We start from the raw sequence: 18,941 nt of genomic DNA on the forward strand, positions 1-18,941 counted from the left end.
TAGTCTTCCAAAATAACTGGAGGAAGCACGATGGTCGCACAGCAGATCACAAGGCGCGCTTTGGAAGAGAAGTACATCCTGGATTTCCGGATGCTTCCCAAGACCCGGGCCCGCCGGGACCAGCAATTTGCAAGATGGGCGGCCCAGCAACTCCAGGAGCAGGATGTGGATGCCTATCTTGCGCAGATTTGTCGTGCAGGCAAAGCGATCCCGGGAGATGAGGACATCCTGCAGAAGGTCCTCGCGGATTTTCGCAGTGCCGGAAAAGAAGCAGGGGAAGAAGACCTTCGTGCTCTCATGCACGAAATGATGTTCAGCGCCGCCGAGCAGCTCGAGGCGGAATTCAATTCTCGCACGACGCATACCGAGCAGGACGATTATCTTGAGGAAGCCCTGGAAGAAACCTTCCCGGCAAGCGATCCGATCGCTCCTGGCCATCCGATCAAGCCTGCGACAGGTCGTCGATCCGACTAGCATTGCCGGCCATCTCAGATGGTCGTTCCCACTGCCGAGCCTCAAAAGAGACTGCGCACCTCAGCCATCCCCCATGGCTATGCTCGCAACGAGGATGACGATGACACTCGACACATGGCTTGGCTCGCTACGGCCCCTTCTTGTTGCGGCTCCGATCTTCGGGCTCGCCATTGCGCTGGTCGCCTGGCACGGCGGATTTCAGGATCTGTACGTCACATCGCTTGCGCTGGCGACCTGTGTCGTCATGCTCGCCCTCCTTGCGCAGATCGTTGCTCGTCTCGGAGCCGGTGAAGTCGGTCTCGACATCATCGCGCTGCTGTCTATGGGCGGTGCGCTTGCCTTTGGCGAATACCTTGCGGCAACGATCGTGGCCCTGATGTATTCGGGAGGTCAACACCTCGAGAATGTCGCCGAAGGCAGAGCCCGACGGGACATGACGGCGCTTCTCTCGCGTGCACCACGTATGGCAACCAGACAACGCGATGGGCAGATGCAGGAAATAGCCGTCGATGCCATATCGATTGGTGATTGCCTCGTCGTCCGGCGCGGCGATCTTGTGCCGGTCGACGGCACTGTAAATGACGTGATGGCGGTTCTCGACGAATCCGCGCTCACTGGCGAACCTCTGCCTGCCAAGAAGAACCCGGGTGAAGCTGTCATGAGTGGGGCCGCCAACGTCGGCGACCTCTTCAACATGACGGCGACAAATTCGGCATCCGACAGCACCTATACGGGCATCTTGAGACTGGTCGAAGCTGCTCAACAAGGCAAGGCGCCGATGGCCCGTCTGGCTGATCGGTATGCCTTGGTCTTCCTGACGATCACAGTCGCACTCGCACTCCTCGCGTGGTGGCTTTCGGGTGATCCGGTGAGGTCCGTGGCTGTTCTTGTGGTTGCAACGCCCTGCCCGCTTATCCTCGCTGTGCCGATCGCCTGGACTGCCGGGGTCTCAAGGGCGGCAAGCTCTGGTCTGCTGATCAAGGGCGCCAAGGTCCTGGAAGGACTGAGCACGATCCGGACGCTGGTGCTCGACAAAACGGGGACACTCACCGATGGCAGACCCACTCTCCGAAAGATTTCCACGTCCTGGCCGGAGGATGAGTTCCTGCGACTGGTCGCCTCGCTGGATCAGGCATCGAGCCACGTCGCGGCGAAGGCACTGGTCGATGCGGCGCACGCGCGGAACCTCAGCCTTGTTCCGCCGGAAGCCGTGACGGAAAAACCCGGTGAAGGAATTGCCGGGACAGTCGGAGACAAGACGGTGGCGATCGGCGGCATCAACTACATCGCCTCGGCTTGTGGTGTAAAAATCGACAGCGAACACACACCTGGTACACTTGCCGCCGCGGTCGCGATCGATGGAAAGTTTGCCGGCATCTTATTGTTCTCCGATCAGCTCAGAACTGGTGCGGCTTCCGCTTTGAATGGCTTCAAGCAACTCGGAGTAAACCGGATCATTCTGGCGACTGGCGACCGCGCCGTCGTCGCACGCCAGATCACAGCCGGGCTTCCATTCGATGAGGTCAGATCCGAGCTTTCGCCCGAGCAGAAAATCGAAATCGTCAGGGACGAGAAGAAGCGGGCGCCGGTGATGATGATCGGCGATGGGGTGAACGATGCCCCAGCCCTTGCCGCAGCGGATATCGGGCTCGCCATGGGCGCGCATGGGTCAGCAGCCGCGATCGAATCGGCGGATGCGGTTCTGTTAACCGACAGGCTCGACAGGATTGCGGAGGGCATCGAGATCGCCCATGCCTGTCGGCGCATCGCCTTGCAGAGTGTGTTTGCCGGCATCGGGCTGTCCGTCGGCGCGATGATTGTCGCCGCAGCAGGATACCTGACGCCGGTGCAGGGCGCACTGTTTCAGGAAGTCATCGATGTTGCCGTGATCCTCAACGCCCTGCGCGCTCTGAGGATCAGGCCCCATCGCGTTACGGCATAGACTGCATAGAGGCCACCGACGACGTCTTCACCGCCGCCCGCTTCTCGAAACGAGCGGACTTCCAGGCAAACGGTAGGTGAATGATGGACAACTCAGAAGCGCCACAGGCGCGGCGCACATCGGTTGATGCCACAATCGCAGATCGATGATGTTGCTAAAAAATGGTGCCCGGAGGCGGATTTGAACCACCGACACGCGGATTTTCAATCCGCTGCTCTACCAACTGAGCTATCCGGGCATCTCGGCTTTCGTCAAGCCTTCCGGTCCCTTTCGGGAACCGCCGAGGACCATGTCCCCGGGAGCGAGCGGGGTTATAACATCTTGTTCGGGCATGGCAAGCAGGTTTGAGAAGTTTTTTGACGGCCTCGCGAAGAATGCCATCAACCCTTTGAATTATATAGACAATGCTGCAGCATAAGGCTCCTCGCCAGCATACCAAAGGGAAGCTCGGCTGGGCGCTTCGGCGCGGTGAACGATCGCCACCGTCGGTCGCTGCTGCTTGCGTGAAGATGCCCGCTTACCGGCGACGGACGAGCATGACGACCGGCGTGATCAATCGTCGGACGGATCGGCCTTGGTCTCGTCCTCGGCCACCGGAATGGCGTAGGCGCCGTTCAGCCAGCGGGACAGATCGAGCGTCCGGCACCGATCGGAGCAGAAAGGGTAATGTTCGCGCTGCGACGGCTTTGCGCATTCCGGGCACGGACGCGTCTTGCGCAGTGGCTCCACCTTGGCGCCGGGCTTGATCTGCTCGCGCGCCATGGCCTCAGCCCTCGCCCCAGTGCGCCGCGACGTCGAAACCCTCGCCGTTCATCAGAAGCGCCGTCTCGTAGAGCGGCAGCCCGACGACATTGGTGTAGGAGCCGGACAGTTTTTGCACGAAGCTGCCGGCGATGCCCTGGATGGCATAGGCGCCGGCCTTGCCGCGCCACTGGTCGGAGGCGAGATAGGCCTCCACCTCGCGGCCGGTCAGCCGCTTGAAGCGCACCTTCGTCTCCACCACCTTCTGGCGGAACTGGCCGCCCGGCGTGACGAGACAGATGCCGGTATAGACCCAGTGGCCGCGGCCGGACAGCAGGTGCAGCGAGGCTGCCGCCTCATCCATGTATTCGGTCTTGGCGAGGATGCGGCGCCCGACGGCCACCACCGTATCGGCCGACAGGATGTAGCTCTGCCGCCAGGCGAGATCGCCCTTGATGGCCGCCAGCGCCGCTTCCGCCTTCTCGGTCGAGAGGCGCCGCGCCAGCGAGCGCGGATGCTCGGAGCGCTTCGGCGTCTCGTCGATATCCATCGGCATCAGGCGCGCCGGCCGGATCCCCATCTGGTTGAGAAGATCAAGGCGCCGCGGCGAGCCGGAGGCGAGGATGAGCTTGTGGTCCAGAGACATGAGGATCCTTGTCGGCGCCGACGGCAGCGATGCTTACTTGAAGCGGTAGGTGATGCGACCCTTGGTGAGGTCGTACGGCGTCATTTCCACCAGCACCTTGTCGCCCGCCAGAACGCGGATGCGGTTCTTGCGCATGCGGCCCGCCGTGTGAGCGATGATCTCATGTTCGTTTTCGAGCTTCACGCGGAACGTCGCGTTCGGCAGCAGTTCCGTTACGACGCCCGGAAATTCGAGGACTTCTTCTTTCGCCATCTAAGACTTGTCTTCCTGTGGTTGGTGCGATGTGGCCAGACTGTGGCCGGGACCTTGAAAATTGCGCGGAAACTACACGTTCGCCGCCCGTTTGTGAACCTTGGATCTTGGCTAATCTGCGGGTCCTGGGACGACCTCTCAGATCGACTGGGGAGACTGAACGTTCGGCCGTGCAAAACGTGCCTCGATCCGTCTCCACAAATCGTCCCGAACCGACCGGTAGGCATCGAGGACCTGCTCGCGCGGCCCGATCTCCCCCGTCGGATCGAAGGTCGGCCAGTAGACCACCTCGACGGCCTGCGAGCGTGTCAGTTCCAGAGCCTGGTGATGGGCTTCAGGTGACAGGGTGACGATCACATCGAAGTAATCGTCCTCCAGCTCGTCCAACGTCCGCGGCTGGTGCTTCGGCAGCGACAGGCCGATTTCCTGGAGCACGACATCGACGAAGGGATCCACCTCGCCGGCTGCGCGAACGCCCGCCGACTGGATGTAGATATCGGGTCTCAGCAGGCGTTTTGCAATGACCTCCGCCATCGGAGAGCGGACCGCGTTCATGCCGCACATGAAGAGGATGGCGCCCGGCCGGGCAAGCGGCGCATCGGCTGCCGGCCCCTCGCCCATGGTCATCCCCGCCAATAGAGTACGCAGACAAGCGTAAACAGCCGGCGTGCGGTGTCGAAGTCGATGCCGATCTTGCCCTTCAGGCGATCCTGCAGCGTCTCGGACCCCTCATTGTGGATGCCGCGGCGGCCCATGTCGATCGCCTCGATCTGCGACGGCGTGGAGGTACGGATCGCCTCGTAATAGCTTTCGCAGATCATGAAGTAGTCCTTGATGATCCGCCGGAAGGGCGTAAGCGACAGGATATGCGTGGACACCGCGCCGCCCTCTTCCGTCCTGATGGTAAGCACCAGCTTGTGATCGACAAGCGCGATATTGAGCCGGTAGGGGCCGCCCGCATGGCCGATCGGCTCGAAACGGTTCTCCTCGATCAGATCGAAGATGGCGACGGCGCGTTCATGCTCGACGTCCGGCGTGGCGCGACCGATGCTGTCGTCAAGCACCACGTCGCACAGCCGGAAGTCGCCGTTTGCCATCGCTCATCGACCCTGGTTGAGACGGATGGAGACCGATCGTGCATGGGCGTCGAGCCCTTCGGATTGCGCCAGCGTTACCGCCGCCGGCCCCAGCGCGTTCAGCTGCTCAGGACCGAGCCGCAGGATCGACGTGCGCTTGACGAAATCGAGCACCGAAAGGCCCGAGGAAAAGCGGGCCGAGCGGGCGGTCGGCAGAACATGGTTGGAGCCGCCGACATAGTCGCCGATGACTTCCGGCGTATGGCGGCCGACGAAGATGGCGCCGGCGTTGCGGATGCCGGAGAGCAGCGCGTCGGGATCAGCCACCGCCAGCTCCAGGTGCTCGGCTGCAAGGCGGTTGGCAAGCGGCAGGGATGCCTCCAGCGTCTCGACCAGAATGACGGCACCGAAATCGCGCCAGCTGGCGGCAGCGGTGTCGGCCCGCGACAGGGTCTTCAGCTGCCGCTCGACAGCCTGTTCCACCGCTTCGCCCAGCGCCCGGTCGGTGGTGATCAGGATCGATTGCGCGCCGGCATCATGTTCCGCCTGCGCCAGGAGATCGGCAGCCAGCCAGTCCGGATCGTTCTCGGGATCGGCGATGACCAGCACTTCGGAAGGACCGGCGATCATGTCGATGCCAACGGTTCCGAACACCTGGCGCTTGGCGGCGGCGACATAGGCATTGCCCGGGCCGACGATCTTGTAGACGGGGGCAATGGTATCGGTGCCATAGGCGAGTGCGGCGACCGCCTGGGCACCGCCGACGCGGTAGATCTCCGAGACGCCGGCGATTTTGGCGGCCACCAGCACGGCCGGATTGATGGCGCCGCCGGAGGCCGGGCAGACCATGACCAGACGCTCGACGCCGGCAACGCGGGCCGGCACGGCATTCATCAGGACGGAGCTCGGATAGCTCGCAGTGCCGCCCGGAACATAGAGGCCGACCGCTTCGATGGCGGTCCAACGCGAGCCCAGCCCGACGCCGATGGCATCCTCGTAGACATCGTCCTTCGGCATCTGCCGGGCGTGATGGCGCTCGATGCGCTCCGCCGCCAGCTTCAGGGCATCGACGACCGCCTGATCGACCTCGGCAAAGGCGGCGTCGATCTCGGCTTCCGTTACCCGAAGACCCGTGGCGCTGAGATCGACCCGGTCGAAACGCTGCGAATACTCAAAAAGCGCAGCATCGCCGCGGCGTCGCACATCGTCGATGATGTCGCGCACGACGGCATTGACGTCCTCGGACACTTCACGCTTGGTCGTCAGGAAGGCGGCGAACCGCTCCTCGAAATCCGCAGAGGCCTGCTCCAGCCAGATTGCCACTACCCATCCCTCTCATTGCAGTCCCCCGCCGCGACCCCTGCGGCGGTCAATCTCGGAGCCGTCAGTCGTGCTGCGGCCGGTTCTCCGTGCCCCAGGCGCCGCCGGTATCGGCAAGCTGCGCCTCGATGCATTCGACATCGAGACTGATCGCGGCACCCGCCGCAAGCGTCAGTTCGATCGTGCCGTCCGGTCCCTCGCCGTTTTTGTCAAAACGGATGGCGAGCAGCGCATACACCGCCTCTTCGTCGGCGCGGCTGACGCCGAGCGCCCGCACTGCCCGGACGCGCTTGAAGGTGACGACCGCCTTGCGGCGCTCATATCCCTTGCCGCCACGATCGGCGACTTCCCAGACGAAGCGGTTGACGATCAGCGACAACTGGCTCCGCCGTGGGCTCCAGTCGATATCGGCCGGCTTGAAGACGCTGTCCTGCATATGGGCCGAAACGATCTTCAGATCGTCCTCGTCCAGCGCCAGAAGCTTCAGTTCGGTCATTGCTGCCATCTCGTCCTCGTCAGTTCGCCGGGGCGGCCGTGTCTGTCAGGACATGGACATAGGATCGTGGGCCGCCGGAAGCAACCGCCGCCGCGCCTTGCACCACCCTCGCCGTCCCTGCCTTTACTCGCTGACGCGCTCGACGATCGCGCCGCAGCGGGTCAGCTTCTCTTCCAGGCGCTCAAAGCCGCGGTCGAGATGGTAGACGCGATTGACGACGGTGTCTCCCTCGGCCGCCAATCCGGCGATCACCAGCGAGACAGAGGCCCGAAGATCGGTTGCCATGACCTGGGCGCCCTTCAGCCGGGACACGCCCTCGACCCGCGCCATCTGGCCGGAGAGCGAGATGCGGGCGCCGAGCCGTGCCAGTTCCTGCACATGCATGAAACGGTTCTCGAAGATCGTCTCGGTAATGTGCGACACACCGGAGGAGCGCGTCATCAGCGCCATGAACTGCGCCTGCAGGTCGGTGGGGAAGCCCGGGAACGGCTCGGTGACCACGTCGACGGGATGGATGCCACCGCCGTTTCGAACGATGCGCAGACCGGTGGCGGCCTGGGTGATCTCGGCGCCGGTCTGGCGCAGCGTGTCGAGCGCGGTTTCGAGCAATGCGCCGTCGGTGCCTTCCAGCGTCACGTCGCCGCCGGCCATGGCGACCGCCATGGCATAGGTGCCGGTCTCGATCCGGTCCGGCAGCACCCGGTGGCGGGCACCCGACAGCGAGGTGACGCCCTCGACGGTGATGGTTCTGGTGCCGGCGCCCGAGATCCTGGCGCCCATGGCGATCAAGCAGTTGGCAAGATCGACGACTTCCGGCTCGCGCGCGGCGTTCTCGATGACCGTCGTGCCATTGGCAAGCGTCGCCGCCATCATCAGCACGTGCGTGGCGCCGACCGACACCTTTGGGAACGTATAATGGGCGCCGATCAGGCCGCCGTTCGGCGCCGTCGCGTTGACGTAGCCGCCGTCGATCTCAATCACTGCGCCAAGCGCTGCAAGCCCTTCGAGGAACAGGTCGACCGGCCGCGTGCCGATGGCGCAGCCGCCCGGCAGCGATACCCGTGCACGGCCTTCGCGGGCCAGCAGCGGCCCGATGACCCAGAAGCTTGCGCGCATCTTGGAGACGAGCTCGTAGGGCGCCGTGGTCTCGGCGATCGTCCGGCAGGTGAAGTGGATGGTGCGGGAATAGCCATCTTCCTGGCGTTCGCGCCGGCCGTTGACGGCAATGTCGACGCCGTGGTTGCCGAGGATGCGCATCAGGCCCTCGACATCGGCGAGATGCGGCACGTTCTCCAGCGTCAGCGTGTCGCTCGTCAGAAGCGACGCGATCATCAGCGGCAGCGCCGCATTCTTGGCGCCCGAAATGGGAATGATGCCGCGCAGCTCGTTGCCGCCGGAAATTCTGATGCGATCCATGAAATGACCACGGGCTTGACGCCCGCCTCTCCTAATGCTGGCACGAAAGATGGGCGTCCTTAGACGAAATCCCTCAGCGCTTCAATTCGATTGCACCCGCCCGGGCGCCCGGATGTCCATCAATCGGGCGATTCGTCCGTTTTTGCGGCAGGCAGGCCGTCCGTCATGTCGGCATCGCCGGCGCGGCGGGCGCGCGCCTGGCTTTTGCGGCGCATCAGGTTCTCGCGCAGCTTTTCGGCGGCACGCGCATTGCGACGGTCTACTTCGCTTTGCAGACGGGCCTTGCGCTGCGCTTTCTGGTCGTTCGATTCGTCCATGACAGTCATCCCACTTGCATAACCGAAACCGTGACGAAGCCAAAGAGCGGCGTCAAATCCGGGCTTTCCGCAAAGAAGTGGAATTTGCGGCTTGCACTCCCCGATCAGCTATGGCAATAGGCCGCTCACCCGCAGCGCTGACACAAAAACGGCGCCGATGCTGCTATAGCTCAGGGGTAGAGCACTCCCTTGGTAAGGGAGAGGCCGAGAGTTCAAATCTCTCTAGCAGCACCATTACCCTTCATCATCTTCAAGCACTTAGCCGCCCAGGCGTCCCGAAGGCCGGGCACCGCCGGCCGATCGAAGCCGGATGATCGCCGGCCGGCATGCCTGCAGCCGACTTGGGGTTCGGGAACGTTTCGAGACCAAGCGTTGTTGTCACCGATCAACAATCGGAGTTTATGACCATGCGTCTCCTTGCTGCTGCAGCGCTTGCGTGCGCCACTCTCGTTCCGGCCGGGGCCATGGCCTCCGAAGAGGATTTCCTGAAGTCGATCGCCGGCCAGTGGACCGGCAGCGGCACGGTCCTGCGCAAGCTGGGTGGCGAGAACGTCAACGTCACCTGCAACATGAAATCCAGCGCCAATGCGGCGAGCTATGCGATGGACGGCGCCTGCCGGGCGCTGGTCGTCGTCAGCCGTAGCTTCAATGCCCGCGTCAAGGCGGCGGGCACACGTTATTCCGGCACCTATACCGGCGTCTCGGGCAAGCCGTCGTCGCTGGCCGGCAGCCGCCGGGGCGACACCATCAATCTGGACGTCACCTGGGCCAACGAGATCTACGGCGATCGCAAGGCGACGATGACCATCCAGAAGGTCGGCACAGACGGCCTTCGCATCCGCACCATCGACAAGGATCCGACCTCGGGCAAGTCGATCGTCACGACGCAGCTCAACCTGAAGCGCAGCTGAGCAGCTCCCATCCGGGCGCAGCCTTAGAAATTTGCCGCAAGCTTGCGGTGGATGGCGCGCAGGTCGCCGAGGTTGCGCACCGACAGCGACCGTTCCCAGGCAAGCGCGGTGGAGACGATCTGATCGAGATCGTCGTGGCTCGGCGTCCAGCCGAGCAGCCGCCGGGCGAGCGTCGAATCGGCGATCACGGCGGCCGCATCGCCGGGACGTCGGGGGCCGTAATCGATGTCGAATTCACCGCCCTCGATGCGCTTTACCGACTGCAGCACCTGGAGCACGGAGTAGCCGCGTCCGTATCCGCAATTGGCAACCAGCGGCTCGCCACCCCGGCGAAGGTATGACAGCGCCCGCAGATGCGCCGCGACCAGATCGCTGACGTGGATGTAGTCGCGAATGCCGGTGCCGTCGGCTGTCGGATAATCCGTGCCGTAGACGTCGACGGAGCGACGCTTGCCGAGAGCGGCCTCGCAGGCAATCTTGATCAGATGGGTTGCGCCCTGCGTCGACAGGCCCGTGCGGCCCTTGGGGTCGGCGCCGGCGACGTTGAAGTAGCGCAGCGCCACGTAGCGGAACGGATGCGCGTGGGCGGCGTCGCGCAGCATGAACTCCGACATCAGCTTCGACTGGCCATAGGGGTTCTTCGGCAGCGTCTGGGCATTTTCGCGCACCGGCGCGTCATCCGGCTGGTCGCCGTAGACGGCGGCGGTCGAGGAGAAGACGAAGTGCTCGATGCCGGCCTTGATCGCCGCATCGGCGAGCATGCCGGTCTTCGACGTGTTGTTCTCGTAGTAGTCCAGCGGATGGGCCATCGACTGGGGCACGACGATCGAGCCGGCGAAATGCAGGATCGCATCGATGGCGTTTTCGGCAAAGATCTTCTCGAGCATCTGCCGGTCGCCGACATCGCCGAGATAGAAACGGGCAGCGTCGGGCACCGCCCAGCGGAAGCCGGTCGACAGGCGGTCGAGAACCACCACGTCTTCACCCGCATCCAGCAACGCCCAGACCATGTGGCTGCCGATATAGCCGGCGCCGCCGGTGACAAGTACTGCCATGTCGATGCTCCCTGCCTGTTTTCGCTGGCAGCATCGAACCATGTCCCCCGTTCACCACTGATTACCGTGTGACGGAGCGGCAAACTATTGTTGCCGCTTAGGAAAACGCAAAGTCACGGAAGTCGCTAAAAGTTTAGCGACTATCCCCCGGCGCGACGTTCAGAGCTTGCGGATATAATCCGCCAGCCGGTTTGCCGCCTCCTCAACCTGCTTCGGATCGCGCAGGAAGCAGGCCCTGAGGAAAGCGCCGCCGCCCTGCCCGAAGGCGGTGCCGGGCGCCAGTCCGACGAGCGTCTTGTCGACGATATCGAAGGCGGCGCGGCGCGGATCGTCGATGCCGTCGATCTTCAGGAAGGCGTAGATGGCCCCATCCGGCTTGCGGGTCTGCACGCGGTTGGTAGCGATCAGCGTATCGCAGAGCAGGTCGCGGGAAATGCGCGCCCGCTCGATGTTGGAGCGGACGAACTCGTCGCCCTCATCGAGCGCTGCGATGGCGCCGCGCTGCATGAACGGCGTCACGCCGGAGCTCGAATACTGGATGAGGTTTTCCATCACCTGGCCGATCTCCGGCGGCGCGACGATCCAGCCGACGCGCCAGCCGGTCATCGACCAGTTCTTGGAGAATGAGTTGGCATAGAGGATCCGGTCACCCTCTTCCTGCACGTCGAGGAAGGACGGGGCGCGCGTGCCGCCATAGAAATAAAGGGCATAGATCTCGTCGGCGATGATCCACAGGCCGTGACGCCGCGCCAGCGACAGGATGGCTTTGAGATCCTGCGTGGTGGCCGTCCAGCCGGTGGGGTTCGACGGCGTGTTGACGAACAGCGCCCTGGTGCGCGGAGTGATCGCCGCCTCGAGCTTGGCGACATCCAGCGACCAGCTGCCGTCGACGAAATCCACCGGAACCGCGACCGGCTTTGCACCGGCAATGCCGACGGAGGCCACGATGTTCGGCCAGCTCGGGGTCAGGTAGACGATCTCGTCGCCGGGCGCGGTGACAGCCTGGACGCAGAGGTTGATGGCATGCATGCCGGAGCTCGTGGCGAAGAAATGATCCGGCGAGAGCGTCACCGAGAAGTGCCGTTCGTAGTAGCGCGACAATGCCTGGCGCATCTCCGGAAGGCCGCGCTGCCAGGTGTAGAAGGTTTCGCCGGCGTCCAGCGAGGCCTTGGTGGCGCGATGGATGAAGTCGGGGCTGGGCAGATCGCCCTCGCCTGCCCACAGCGGGATCAGCCCGGCCCTGCCACGCGCATAGTTGACCAGTTCGACGATACCGCTCTGCGGGGCGGCAAGCGCCCGGGCGCTGAGACTTTCCATCAGTGACATGCAAGTTTCTCCATCTCGACGAACAGGAGCTGCCGGTGGCTGGCACGCACCTGACGCCCTCATAGCGCATGCGCCTGGCGAAATCTCATGAGTTTCGGTGAGCGCAGGATTGATAGCGTTGATGGATCAGCCCGCCTCAGCGGGTCTTCAGCAGGTCGCGGATTTCCGTCAGCAGCTGGACGTCGGCCGGCGGCGGCGCGGGGCTTGCTTCCGGCGGCTTCTTTTCCTCATTGGCGCGGATGCGGTTCACGCCCTTCACCATCAGGAAGATGATCCAGGCGAGGATGAGGAAGTTGATGAGCACGGTGACGAACTTGCCGTAGGCGAAGACGGCGCCCTGCTCCTTGGCGGCCTCGAGCGTCGTTGCCGTGACACTGGAATTCAGCGGGAAGAAATAGTTGGAGAAGTCGATGCCGCCGGCGACGACACTGACGACCGGCATCACCACGTCATTGACCAGTGAGTTGACGATGCCGGTAAACGCACCGCCGATGATGATGCCGACCGCCAGATCGACAACATTGCCCTTCGCTATGAAGGACCGGAATTCGCTGATCATCGACATGTGCTCTCCTACTCGACATCTGATGCAACATTTGGCGACGACTATACCCGCTCTTCCGGCAGAGGGAAGGGATGCCCCACCCCGAAATCCGACGGTGAAAACTGCGGATGCATTCAACTTTTTACCGAGACCTCATCGATTTCCCACGCGCCGGTTTTGGCCTATCATTTGCGCAGCAACGGTGATGGCGAGAGCCAGGGAGCGGAGGATCGATGCTGCCAGGCTGGATCATTTTGCTCGCCGCATGCGCCTATGTCCTGCTGCTGTTTGCGGTGGCAAGCTACGGTGATCGCCGCAGCAGGCGCTTCGGCGTCCCCCGCCAGGGCCGGCCGGTCGTCTATGCGCTGAGCCTTGCCGTCTATTGCACCTCCTGGACCTATTTCGGCGGCGTCGGGCTGGCGTCCGAGCGGGGGCTGGAATTCCTCGGCATCTATATCGGGCCGGTGCTGGCCTTCACGCTCGGCATGCCGGTGCTGCGGCGGATCATCGAACTGGCAAAGGCCGAGAAGCTGACTTCGGTCGCCGACTTCATGGCCGCACGCTACGGCAAGAACCCCGCCGTGGCGCTGCTGGTGGCGATCATCTCGCTGGTCGGTGCCATTCCCTACATCGCGCTGCAGCTGAAGGCGGTGTCGAGTTCGGTCGCGGCGATGGTCGATCCGTCCGCCTACGGCATCGGCAGCGGCAATCTCTACTTCATCGACCTGGCGCTGATCGTGACGCTGATGATGGCGTGCTTCGCGGTGATCTTCGGCACGCGCCATACGGATGCGACGGAGCACCAGGACGGGCTGATCCTTGCCGTGGCGATGGAATCGCTGGTGAAGCTCGTTGCCTTCTTCACCGTCGGCCTGTCGGTGGTCTTCCTGATCTTCGACGGTCCGGCCGATCTCTGGGCCAGCGCTGCCGAAAACCTGCTTGTCCAGTCGGCGTTCAACTACCATACGCCGTTGCCGCGCTGGCTGATGCTGATCGGCCTGTCGGCCTTCGCGATCATCATGCTGCCACGGCAGTTCCACGTCACGGTGGTCGAGAACCGGACGGAGCGCGAGCTGAAGATGGCCGGCTGGCTGTTTCCGGCCTACCTCATCGCCATCAACTTGTTCGTGCTGCCGGTGGCGGCAGCCGGTCTGATCCGCTTCGGCGGCTCCGGCGATGCCGACCTCTACGTGCTGCAGCTGCCGCTGACCAATGAACTACCGCTGGTGACGCTGATCACCTTCCTCGGCGGCTTCTCGGCCGCCACCGCCATGGTCATCGTCGCCTCGGTGGCCCTGTCGATCATGGTGTCCAACGACATCGTCATGCCGATCTTCCTCAGGCGCAAGCTGATGACATCCGGCGGTCATCGCGCCGATTTCGCCAAGTCGCTGCTGCGCATCCGGCGCACAGCGATCTTCGTCGTGCTGATCTTCGGCTACGCCTATTACCGGGCTGCCGACAGCCAGACCGGTCTCGCTTCGATCGGCTTGCTGGCCTTCGCCGCGATCGCGCAGATCGCGCCGGCGCTGTTGGGCGGGCTGTGCTGGCGGCGCGCCAATGCCCGCGGCGCGCTGGCCGGCATGTCGCTCGGCTTCATTGCCTGGGGATACCTGCTGTTCGTGCCGAGCCTCGGCGGACCGGACAATTCCGCCTTTGCCGCCACCGTGCTGGACTTCGTCTTCCCCGGCACGGTCGTATTTTCCGGCAACGAGGCCGATCCGCTGGTCAATGCGGTGCTGTTCAGCCTGGTGATCAACACCGTTGCCTTCATCCTCGGGTCGATATCGCGCAATCCGCGCCCGGTGGAGCGGATCCAGGCGGGCATTTTCGTCAAGCGTCACCTGCGGTCGCAGTTCGCCACCCGCGGCTGGAAGACACGCGTTACGGTCGGCGACATGAAGGCGGCCATCGCCCGCTATCTCGGCGAGGAGCGGATGCGCCGGTCGTTCGCCAATTACGAGCGCAATGCGGGTCGGCGACTGACCGACGAAGAGGCCGCCGACATGGCGCTCATCCATTTTTCCGAACAGCTGCTCGGCAGCGCGATCGGGTCGTCGTCGGCCCGGCTCGTGCTGTCGCTTATCCTGCAGAAGGCCGAGGATGCCAGTTCTGACACCGCCTGGCTGCTGGATCAGGCCAGCGAGGCGCTGCAGTACAATCAGGACATTCTCCAGACGGCCCTATCGCAGATGGACCAGGGTGTCGCCGTGTTCGACAGCTCCGACAGGCTGGCCATCTGGAACCGCCGATTCCGCAAGCTGCTCGATCTGCCGGAGCAGGTCGGCCAGGTGGGTTATCCGCTGAGCGACATCGTCGGCGTTCTCACCGATCGCGGCGATCTGGCCGAAGAGGATGCCGACGGCATCATCGCCCGCATCAAGCAGCTCGACGCGCCCTTCTCGCTTGCGCTGCGCGGCGGCGAACGCATCCTCGAGGTGCGGTCGAACGCCATGCCGGACGACGGAATCGTCGCCACCTTCACCGACATGACAGACCGCGTGGCGGCAGCGCTGGCGCTGGAGCAGGCGAACGAGACGCTGGAGCAGCGGGTCGAGGAACGGACCGCCGAACTGATGCGCGTCAACCGCGCACTGGCCGAAGCCCGCTCTGCGGCCGACGACGCCAATCTCGGCAAGACCCGCTTCTTCGCCGCCGCCGGCCATGACATTCTGCAGCCTCTGAACGCGGCGCGCCTGTATTCCTCGTCGCTGGTCGAACGGCTGGGCGATGCCGAGGATGGCCAGCTGGTTCACAACATCGACTCGGCGCTCGAATCGGTCGAGACCATCCTTGGTGCTGTGCTCGACATCTCGCGGCTCGACACCGGGGCCATGAAGCCACGGCTGAGCGCCGTGCCGCTCGGCGAATTTTTCCAGCGCATCGAAACGGACTTCGCCCCGGTTGCCCACAGCAAGGACCTGACCTTCAAGGTGATGCCAACGACGCTGACGGTGCGCACGGATCCCAACCTGCTGAGACGGCTCGTCCAGAACCTGGTGTCGAACGCCATCAAGTACACGATCAGCGGCAAGGTGCTGGTGGGTGCACGCAGGCGGGGCCAGGACGTCGTCATCTGTGTCGTCGATTCAGGGATCGGCATACCCTCCTCGAAGTTCAAGACAGTGTTCAAGGAATTCGCGCGGCTGGACGAAGGGGCACGCACCGCGGCCGGCCTTGGTCTCGGACTGTCGATCGTCGACCGGATTTCCCGCGTCCTGTCGCACCCGGTGGAGCTCAACTCCACACCCGGACGCGGCACGATATTCCGGGTGCGCATGCCGCGCGAGACCAGCGCCGGACGCACAAGGCCGGCCGAGGTTGCCGCGCGCCGCACACCACTGCCGCTGTCGGGCCTCAAGGTGCTGTGCATCGACAACGAACCGCAGATCCTCGACGGCATGGCCGTCCTGCTCACCGGCTGGGGCTGCAGCGTGTCGAAAGCCAGCTCGCTTGCAGCACTTGAAAAGGACATACCGCTGGACGAAGGGGCTCCCGATATCGTGATCGCCGATTACCATCTGGGGGATGGCAACGGGATCGATGCGGTCTTGAAAGTGCGTGCCAGGTATGGTGCGCCGATCCCGGCACTGCTGATCACCGCGGACCGCAGTGTCGACGTGCGGGCGGAAGCGGAAAAACAAGGACTTGGCGTACAGCACAAGCCGGTAAAGCCGGCAGCATTGCGCGCCTACATCACCCAGGTCGCCGTCCTTCGACGGACCGCGGCCGAATGACGGGCTGCCATTCAGCTTCGATTCAGGACCTTCTTGCCAGATTACATCGGCTCTGGTTGAGGTTGCGTTGCGGGAACCGCCCCGCTTAAACCGCGTTACCTGCCCAAATATCCCGCCCGAAGAGGCCAACGGACCGACCGGTGTGACACCCATCGGGCCGCACGACGGAGACGCGACCGATGAAACGTTACGACCTTATCGACGGGATGCGGGGCTACTTCCTCGTCTTCATGTTGATCAACCACCTGATCTTCGCAGGCGGTTACTGGCTCGTCCAGATCAACCACAACCAGCTGGCGTTCGTGGAAGACGCACAAGGGTTCGTCTTTCTGTCGGGCCTGCTGATCGGCATGGTCTACGTGCGCAAGATGGCCAAGAACGGCTATGCTGCCGGACGCCAGGCGATCTATTCGCGTGCCTTCGAGCTCTACCGCTATGCGATGGGCATCGTCATCTGCGTGCTGGCCGCACAGATGGTTCTGCCGGGCGCCTATTACGTCTGGTTCAACTGGCTCGGCTACACGACCTTCGACGACCCGTTGCGTCTGGCTGCCATCGCCACCTTCGTCTTCCAGCCGACCTTCATGGACATCCTGCCGCAGTACATCGTCTACATGCTGTTCTCGCCGATCCTGGTGAAGCTGATCATCGACGGCAAGTGGGCGCATGTAATGGCCGGTTCGCTGATCCTGTGGATGGCCGGCCAGCTTGGCCTGCAGAAGCTCGTCACCGGGCCGATCAACGAGTTCTTCATGCGGCCGGACGAACAGGGCATCCGCGCCTCGTTCAACCTGCTCGGCTGGCAGATCGTGTTCTTCTCCGGCCTTGTGCTGGGGGCGCTGACATCCCTCAACCGCATTCAGTGGACGAAGATCTTCTCGCCTGAAAACACCTTCATCCCGACGATCTGCGTGCTGATCTGCGGCTTCTTCCTGCCGCTGCGCATCATGACCGCGCATGGCCTGATGCCGGCCGAGCTGGCTGGCAAGTTCGCCACCATGGAGATCCGCGCCGATTTCGGCCCGGTCTACCTCATCAACTTCGTCGCCGCCGCAACACTGATCACCTGGCTGATCATTGCCGGCCCGAAGCACAAGGCACTGTGGGTGCAGCGGATCGCCAACGCCATCATCTGGGTGCTGTCGCTGCGCTTCCTGCAGCTCATCGGCCGCCATTCGCTCTACGTCTATGTATGGCATGTCGGCATCGTCTATGGCGTCTACTATCTCGACGGCCGCACGCCGGAGCTCTCCGAGTTGTCGAAGACGGCCATCGCCGCGATCTGCATCGCCCTGCTTGCCGTGCCGGCCCTGTGGCGGGAGCGCGACAAGTGGTTCGGTCAGCCGAGCAACGGCCGCCCGCCGCAGACGCTCAAGGTTGCTACCGGCAACAAGAGCTGAAACTGACTATTCTTTGGAATGGATCGACGGCGCCTTCGGGCGCCGTCTGTGTATTGGGGTGATTGTCGCTCGTCATGCCTGAACGAGTGCGGCCCGCATATCGAGGCTGACGGTCAGGCCCGCCGGCGAGTAGTCGAATACGCTGGTGCCAAAGCTGCTCGCCATGCGCCGGACAAGCTCGGTGCCGAAACCCTGCGTCGTCGGAACGGAAACGACAGGCCCGCCCCTCTCCTCCCAGACGAAGGCTATCATCGGTCCTTCGTCATCGGCGGCAGCGGCCGGCCGGGCGTGACGCCAGGCAATGCGGATGCTGCCACCCTCCCGCGTCAGCGCTCCATACTTCAAGGCGTTGGTCCCGAGCTCGTGGAGGATCAGGCTGAGGGAAATGATCATCGCGCCCTTGAGCTCGATCTTCGGGCCGTCGAAAGCCAGGCGGTCGCCCTCCGTCAGGCCGAGCGGTTCAAGCGCGGAGAGCACGGCCTGGCGCATATCGGCGCTGCCGCCGTGCAGGGAGCCGCGCAGCAGGGCTACCGAGTGCCCCATGGCCTGGATGCGCTGCCTGAGCTGCCGGCCCAGCTGTTCCGGCGTCGTGGCATGGCGTTGCGACAGGGTAATCAGGCCACTGGTGGTGGCAAGCAGGTTCTTCAGCCGGTGATCAACCTCTTCCGAGACCACCTGCTGCATCTGCATGTGACGCGTCAGATCCTCGCGCATGCGCACCTGCGCGCCGTATCCCTTCAGAAGCAGGTGCAGAAGTCCGAGATCGATGGCGACGACGAAGAAATAGAAGCCAAGCGCGGTGACCGACTGGCCGTTCAGGGCAAAGCTCCCGGCCGGCGGAATGAACCAGTACCAGGCGACGCAACCACAGATAATGCTGCTGATGATCGCCGGGCGGATGCCGAAAAAGAAGCCGGTAAGAATGATCGCCGGGAAGAAGGTCAGGTAAGGAAAGCCCGGCGGCAGATACGGATCGACGACGAAACGGACAGCGATGGCTGTCAGGCCGATGGCCAGCGAAATGGCATAGCTCGTCAGGCGTTGGCGAGGGGTCTGCGCCTGCACCATGGACCGGAACGCCGGCAGTCGGGCAAGCAAGGCGGAGAGCCGTCCCTCTCCGATCTCGACGTCCAGGGCGGGCGAGCCGGCATCTACCTTTGCCAATCCGGACACTCCGGTGCCGCCGTCTGTCGCCATCTATGTCGCTTCCTAGCCTGTGTTTCGATAATCCTCTTAACCGAGATCGTCAGCCTACGCAGCACCTTACTCTGCGAAATCTGCGGCTATG

The 18,941-nt window shown here is 63.6% G+C and carries 18 protein-coding genes and 2 tRNA genes; 6 read left to right on the forward strand and 14 right to left on the reverse strand.

The genetic code is table 11. From position 1 onward, the window contains the following. Positions 1-30: 30 nt before the first annotated feature. Complete coding sequence (locus tag AAIH46_RS11475; protein ID WP_430305989.1) at positions 31-474, forward strand: ATPase inhibitor subunit zeta; 444 nt, start codon at positions 31-33, stop codon at positions 472-474. Between the two features lie 100 nt (positions 475-574). After that, complete coding sequence (locus AAIH46_RS11480) at positions 575-2,416, forward strand: heavy metal translocating P-type ATPase (protein ID WP_430305990.1); 1,842 nt, start codon at positions 575-577, stop codon at positions 2,414-2,416. Between the two features lie 162 nt (positions 2,417-2,578). Here the strand turns inward: AAIH46_RS11480 and AAIH46_RS11485 are convergent. The 10 genes from AAIH46_RS11485 to AAIH46_RS11530 form a co-directional block, all read right to left on the reverse strand. Beyond that, positions 2,579-2,654 (reverse strand) — tRNA-Phe (locus AAIH46_RS11485). Positions 2,655-2,968: 314 nt separating this feature from the next. Further along, complete coding sequence (yacG, locus tag AAIH46_RS11490; protein ID WP_430305991.1) at positions 2,969-3,178, reverse strand: DNA gyrase inhibitor YacG; 210 nt, start codon at positions 3,176-3,178, stop codon at positions 2,969-2,971. Positions 3,179-3,182: 4 nt separating this feature from the next. Continuing rightward, positions 3,183-3,803, reverse strand: coding sequence for a Maf-like protein (locus AAIH46_RS11495; protein ID WP_430305992.1), 621 nt, complete (start codon positions 3,801-3,803; stop codon positions 3,183-3,185). Positions 3,804-3,836: 33 nt separating this feature from the next. After that, the gene (gene infA / locus AAIH46_RS11500; RefSeq protein WP_004435948.1) at positions 3,837-4,055 is read right to left on the reverse strand and encodes a translation initiation factor IF-1; all 219 of its coding nucleotides are present in this window, start codon (positions 4,053-4,055) and stop codon (positions 3,837-3,839) included. 138 nt (positions 4,056-4,193) lie between these two features. Next, complete coding sequence (locus AAIH46_RS11505) at positions 4,194-4,676, reverse strand: low molecular weight phosphatase family protein (protein WP_430305993.1); 483 nt, start codon at positions 4,674-4,676, stop codon at positions 4,194-4,196. Positions 4,677-4,678: 2 nt separating this feature from the next. Beyond that, the gene (locus AAIH46_RS11510; RefSeq protein ID WP_430305994.1) at positions 4,679-5,152 is read right to left on the reverse strand and encodes a UPF0262 family protein; all 474 of its coding nucleotides are present in this window, start codon (positions 5,150-5,152) and stop codon (positions 4,679-4,681) included. Between the two features lie 3 nt (positions 5,153-5,155). Beyond that, complete coding sequence (gene hisD, locus AAIH46_RS11515) at positions 5,156-6,454, reverse strand: histidinol dehydrogenase (protein WP_430305995.1); 1,299 nt, start codon at positions 6,452-6,454, stop codon at positions 5,156-5,158. Between the two features lie 61 nt (positions 6,455-6,515). Continuing rightward, the gene (locus tag AAIH46_RS11520; protein WP_430306547.1) at positions 6,516-6,947 is read right to left on the reverse strand and encodes a DUF2948 family protein; all 432 of its coding nucleotides are present in this window, start codon (positions 6,945-6,947) and stop codon (positions 6,516-6,518) included. 123 nt (positions 6,948-7,070) lie between these two features. After that, positions 7,071-8,363 (reverse strand): UDP-N-acetylglucosamine 1-carboxyvinyltransferase, encoded by a 1,293-nt coding sequence (murA, locus tag AAIH46_RS11525; protein ID WP_430305996.1) that lies wholly within the window; start codon positions 8,361-8,363, stop codon positions 7,071-7,073. A 119-nt stretch (positions 8,364-8,482) separates the two neighbouring features. Continuing rightward, a complete protein-coding gene (locus AAIH46_RS11530; protein ID WP_430305997.1) occupies positions 8,483-8,680 on the reverse strand; it encodes a hypothetical protein in 198 nt (65 codons plus the stop codon). A 159-nt stretch (positions 8,681-8,839) separates the two neighbouring features. On the opposite strand from AAIH46_RS11530, the gene AAIH46_RS11535 reads away from it, so the two are divergent. Next, positions 8,840-8,914 (forward strand) — tRNA-Thr (locus AAIH46_RS11535). A 173-nt stretch (positions 8,915-9,087) separates the two neighbouring features. Continuing rightward, positions 9,088-9,591 carry a hypothetical protein gene (locus AAIH46_RS11540; RefSeq protein ID WP_430305998.1) on the forward strand — a complete coding sequence of 168 codons (504 nt, stop codon included), beginning with the start codon at positions 9,088-9,090 and terminating at the stop codon, positions 9,589-9,591. Positions 9,592-9,614: 23 nt separating this feature from the next. Here the strand turns inward: AAIH46_RS11540 and galE are convergent, their stop codons facing one another. The 3 genes from galE to mscL all read right to left on the reverse strand — a co-directional run bounded on the left by galE (position 9,615) and on the right by mscL (position 12,531). Then, complete coding sequence (galE, locus tag AAIH46_RS11545; RefSeq protein ID WP_430305999.1) at positions 9,615-10,646, reverse strand: UDP-glucose 4-epimerase GalE; 1,032 nt, start codon at positions 10,644-10,646, stop codon at positions 9,615-9,617. A gap of 159 nt (positions 10,647-10,805) precedes the next feature. Then, positions 10,806-11,972: a pyridoxal phosphate-dependent aminotransferase gene (locus tag AAIH46_RS11550; protein WP_430306001.1), complete on the reverse strand. Its 1,167-nt coding sequence runs from the start codon at positions 11,970-11,972 to the stop codon at positions 10,806-10,808. A 136-nt stretch (positions 11,973-12,108) separates the two neighbouring features. Continuing rightward, complete coding sequence (gene mscL, locus AAIH46_RS11555; protein ID WP_430306548.1) at positions 12,109-12,531, reverse strand: large conductance mechanosensitive channel protein MscL; 423 nt, start codon at positions 12,529-12,531, stop codon at positions 12,109-12,111. 218 nt (positions 12,532-12,749) lie between these two features. On the opposite strand from mscL, the gene AAIH46_RS11560 reads away from it, so the two are divergent. Further along, positions 12,750-16,253 carry a PAS domain-containing hybrid sensor histidine kinase/response regulator gene (locus AAIH46_RS11560; protein WP_430306002.1) on the forward strand — a complete coding sequence of 1,168 codons (3,504 nt, stop codon included), beginning with the start codon at positions 12,750-12,752 and terminating at the stop codon, positions 16,251-16,253. A 179-nt stretch (positions 16,254-16,432) separates the two neighbouring features. Further along, on the forward strand, positions 16,433-17,653 hold the full coding sequence (locus AAIH46_RS11565) for an OpgC family protein (RefSeq protein WP_430306003.1): 1,221 nt from the start codon (positions 16,433-16,435) through the stop codon (positions 17,651-17,653). Positions 17,654-17,725: 72 nt separating this feature from the next. Here AAIH46_RS11565 and AAIH46_RS11570 read toward each other — a convergent pair whose 3' ends face one another. Beyond that, positions 17,726-18,850: a sensor histidine kinase gene (locus tag AAIH46_RS11570; protein ID WP_430306004.1), complete on the reverse strand. Its 1,125-nt coding sequence runs from the start codon at positions 18,848-18,850 to the stop codon at positions 17,726-17,728. Positions 18,851-18,941 lie beyond the last annotated feature (91 nt).

Origin of the sequence: Rhizobium sp. 0TCS1.26 (genome assembly GCF_050455525.1) — a bacterium.
GTDB lineage: Bacteria > Pseudomonadota > Alphaproteobacteria > Rhizobiales > Rhizobiaceae > Neorhizobium.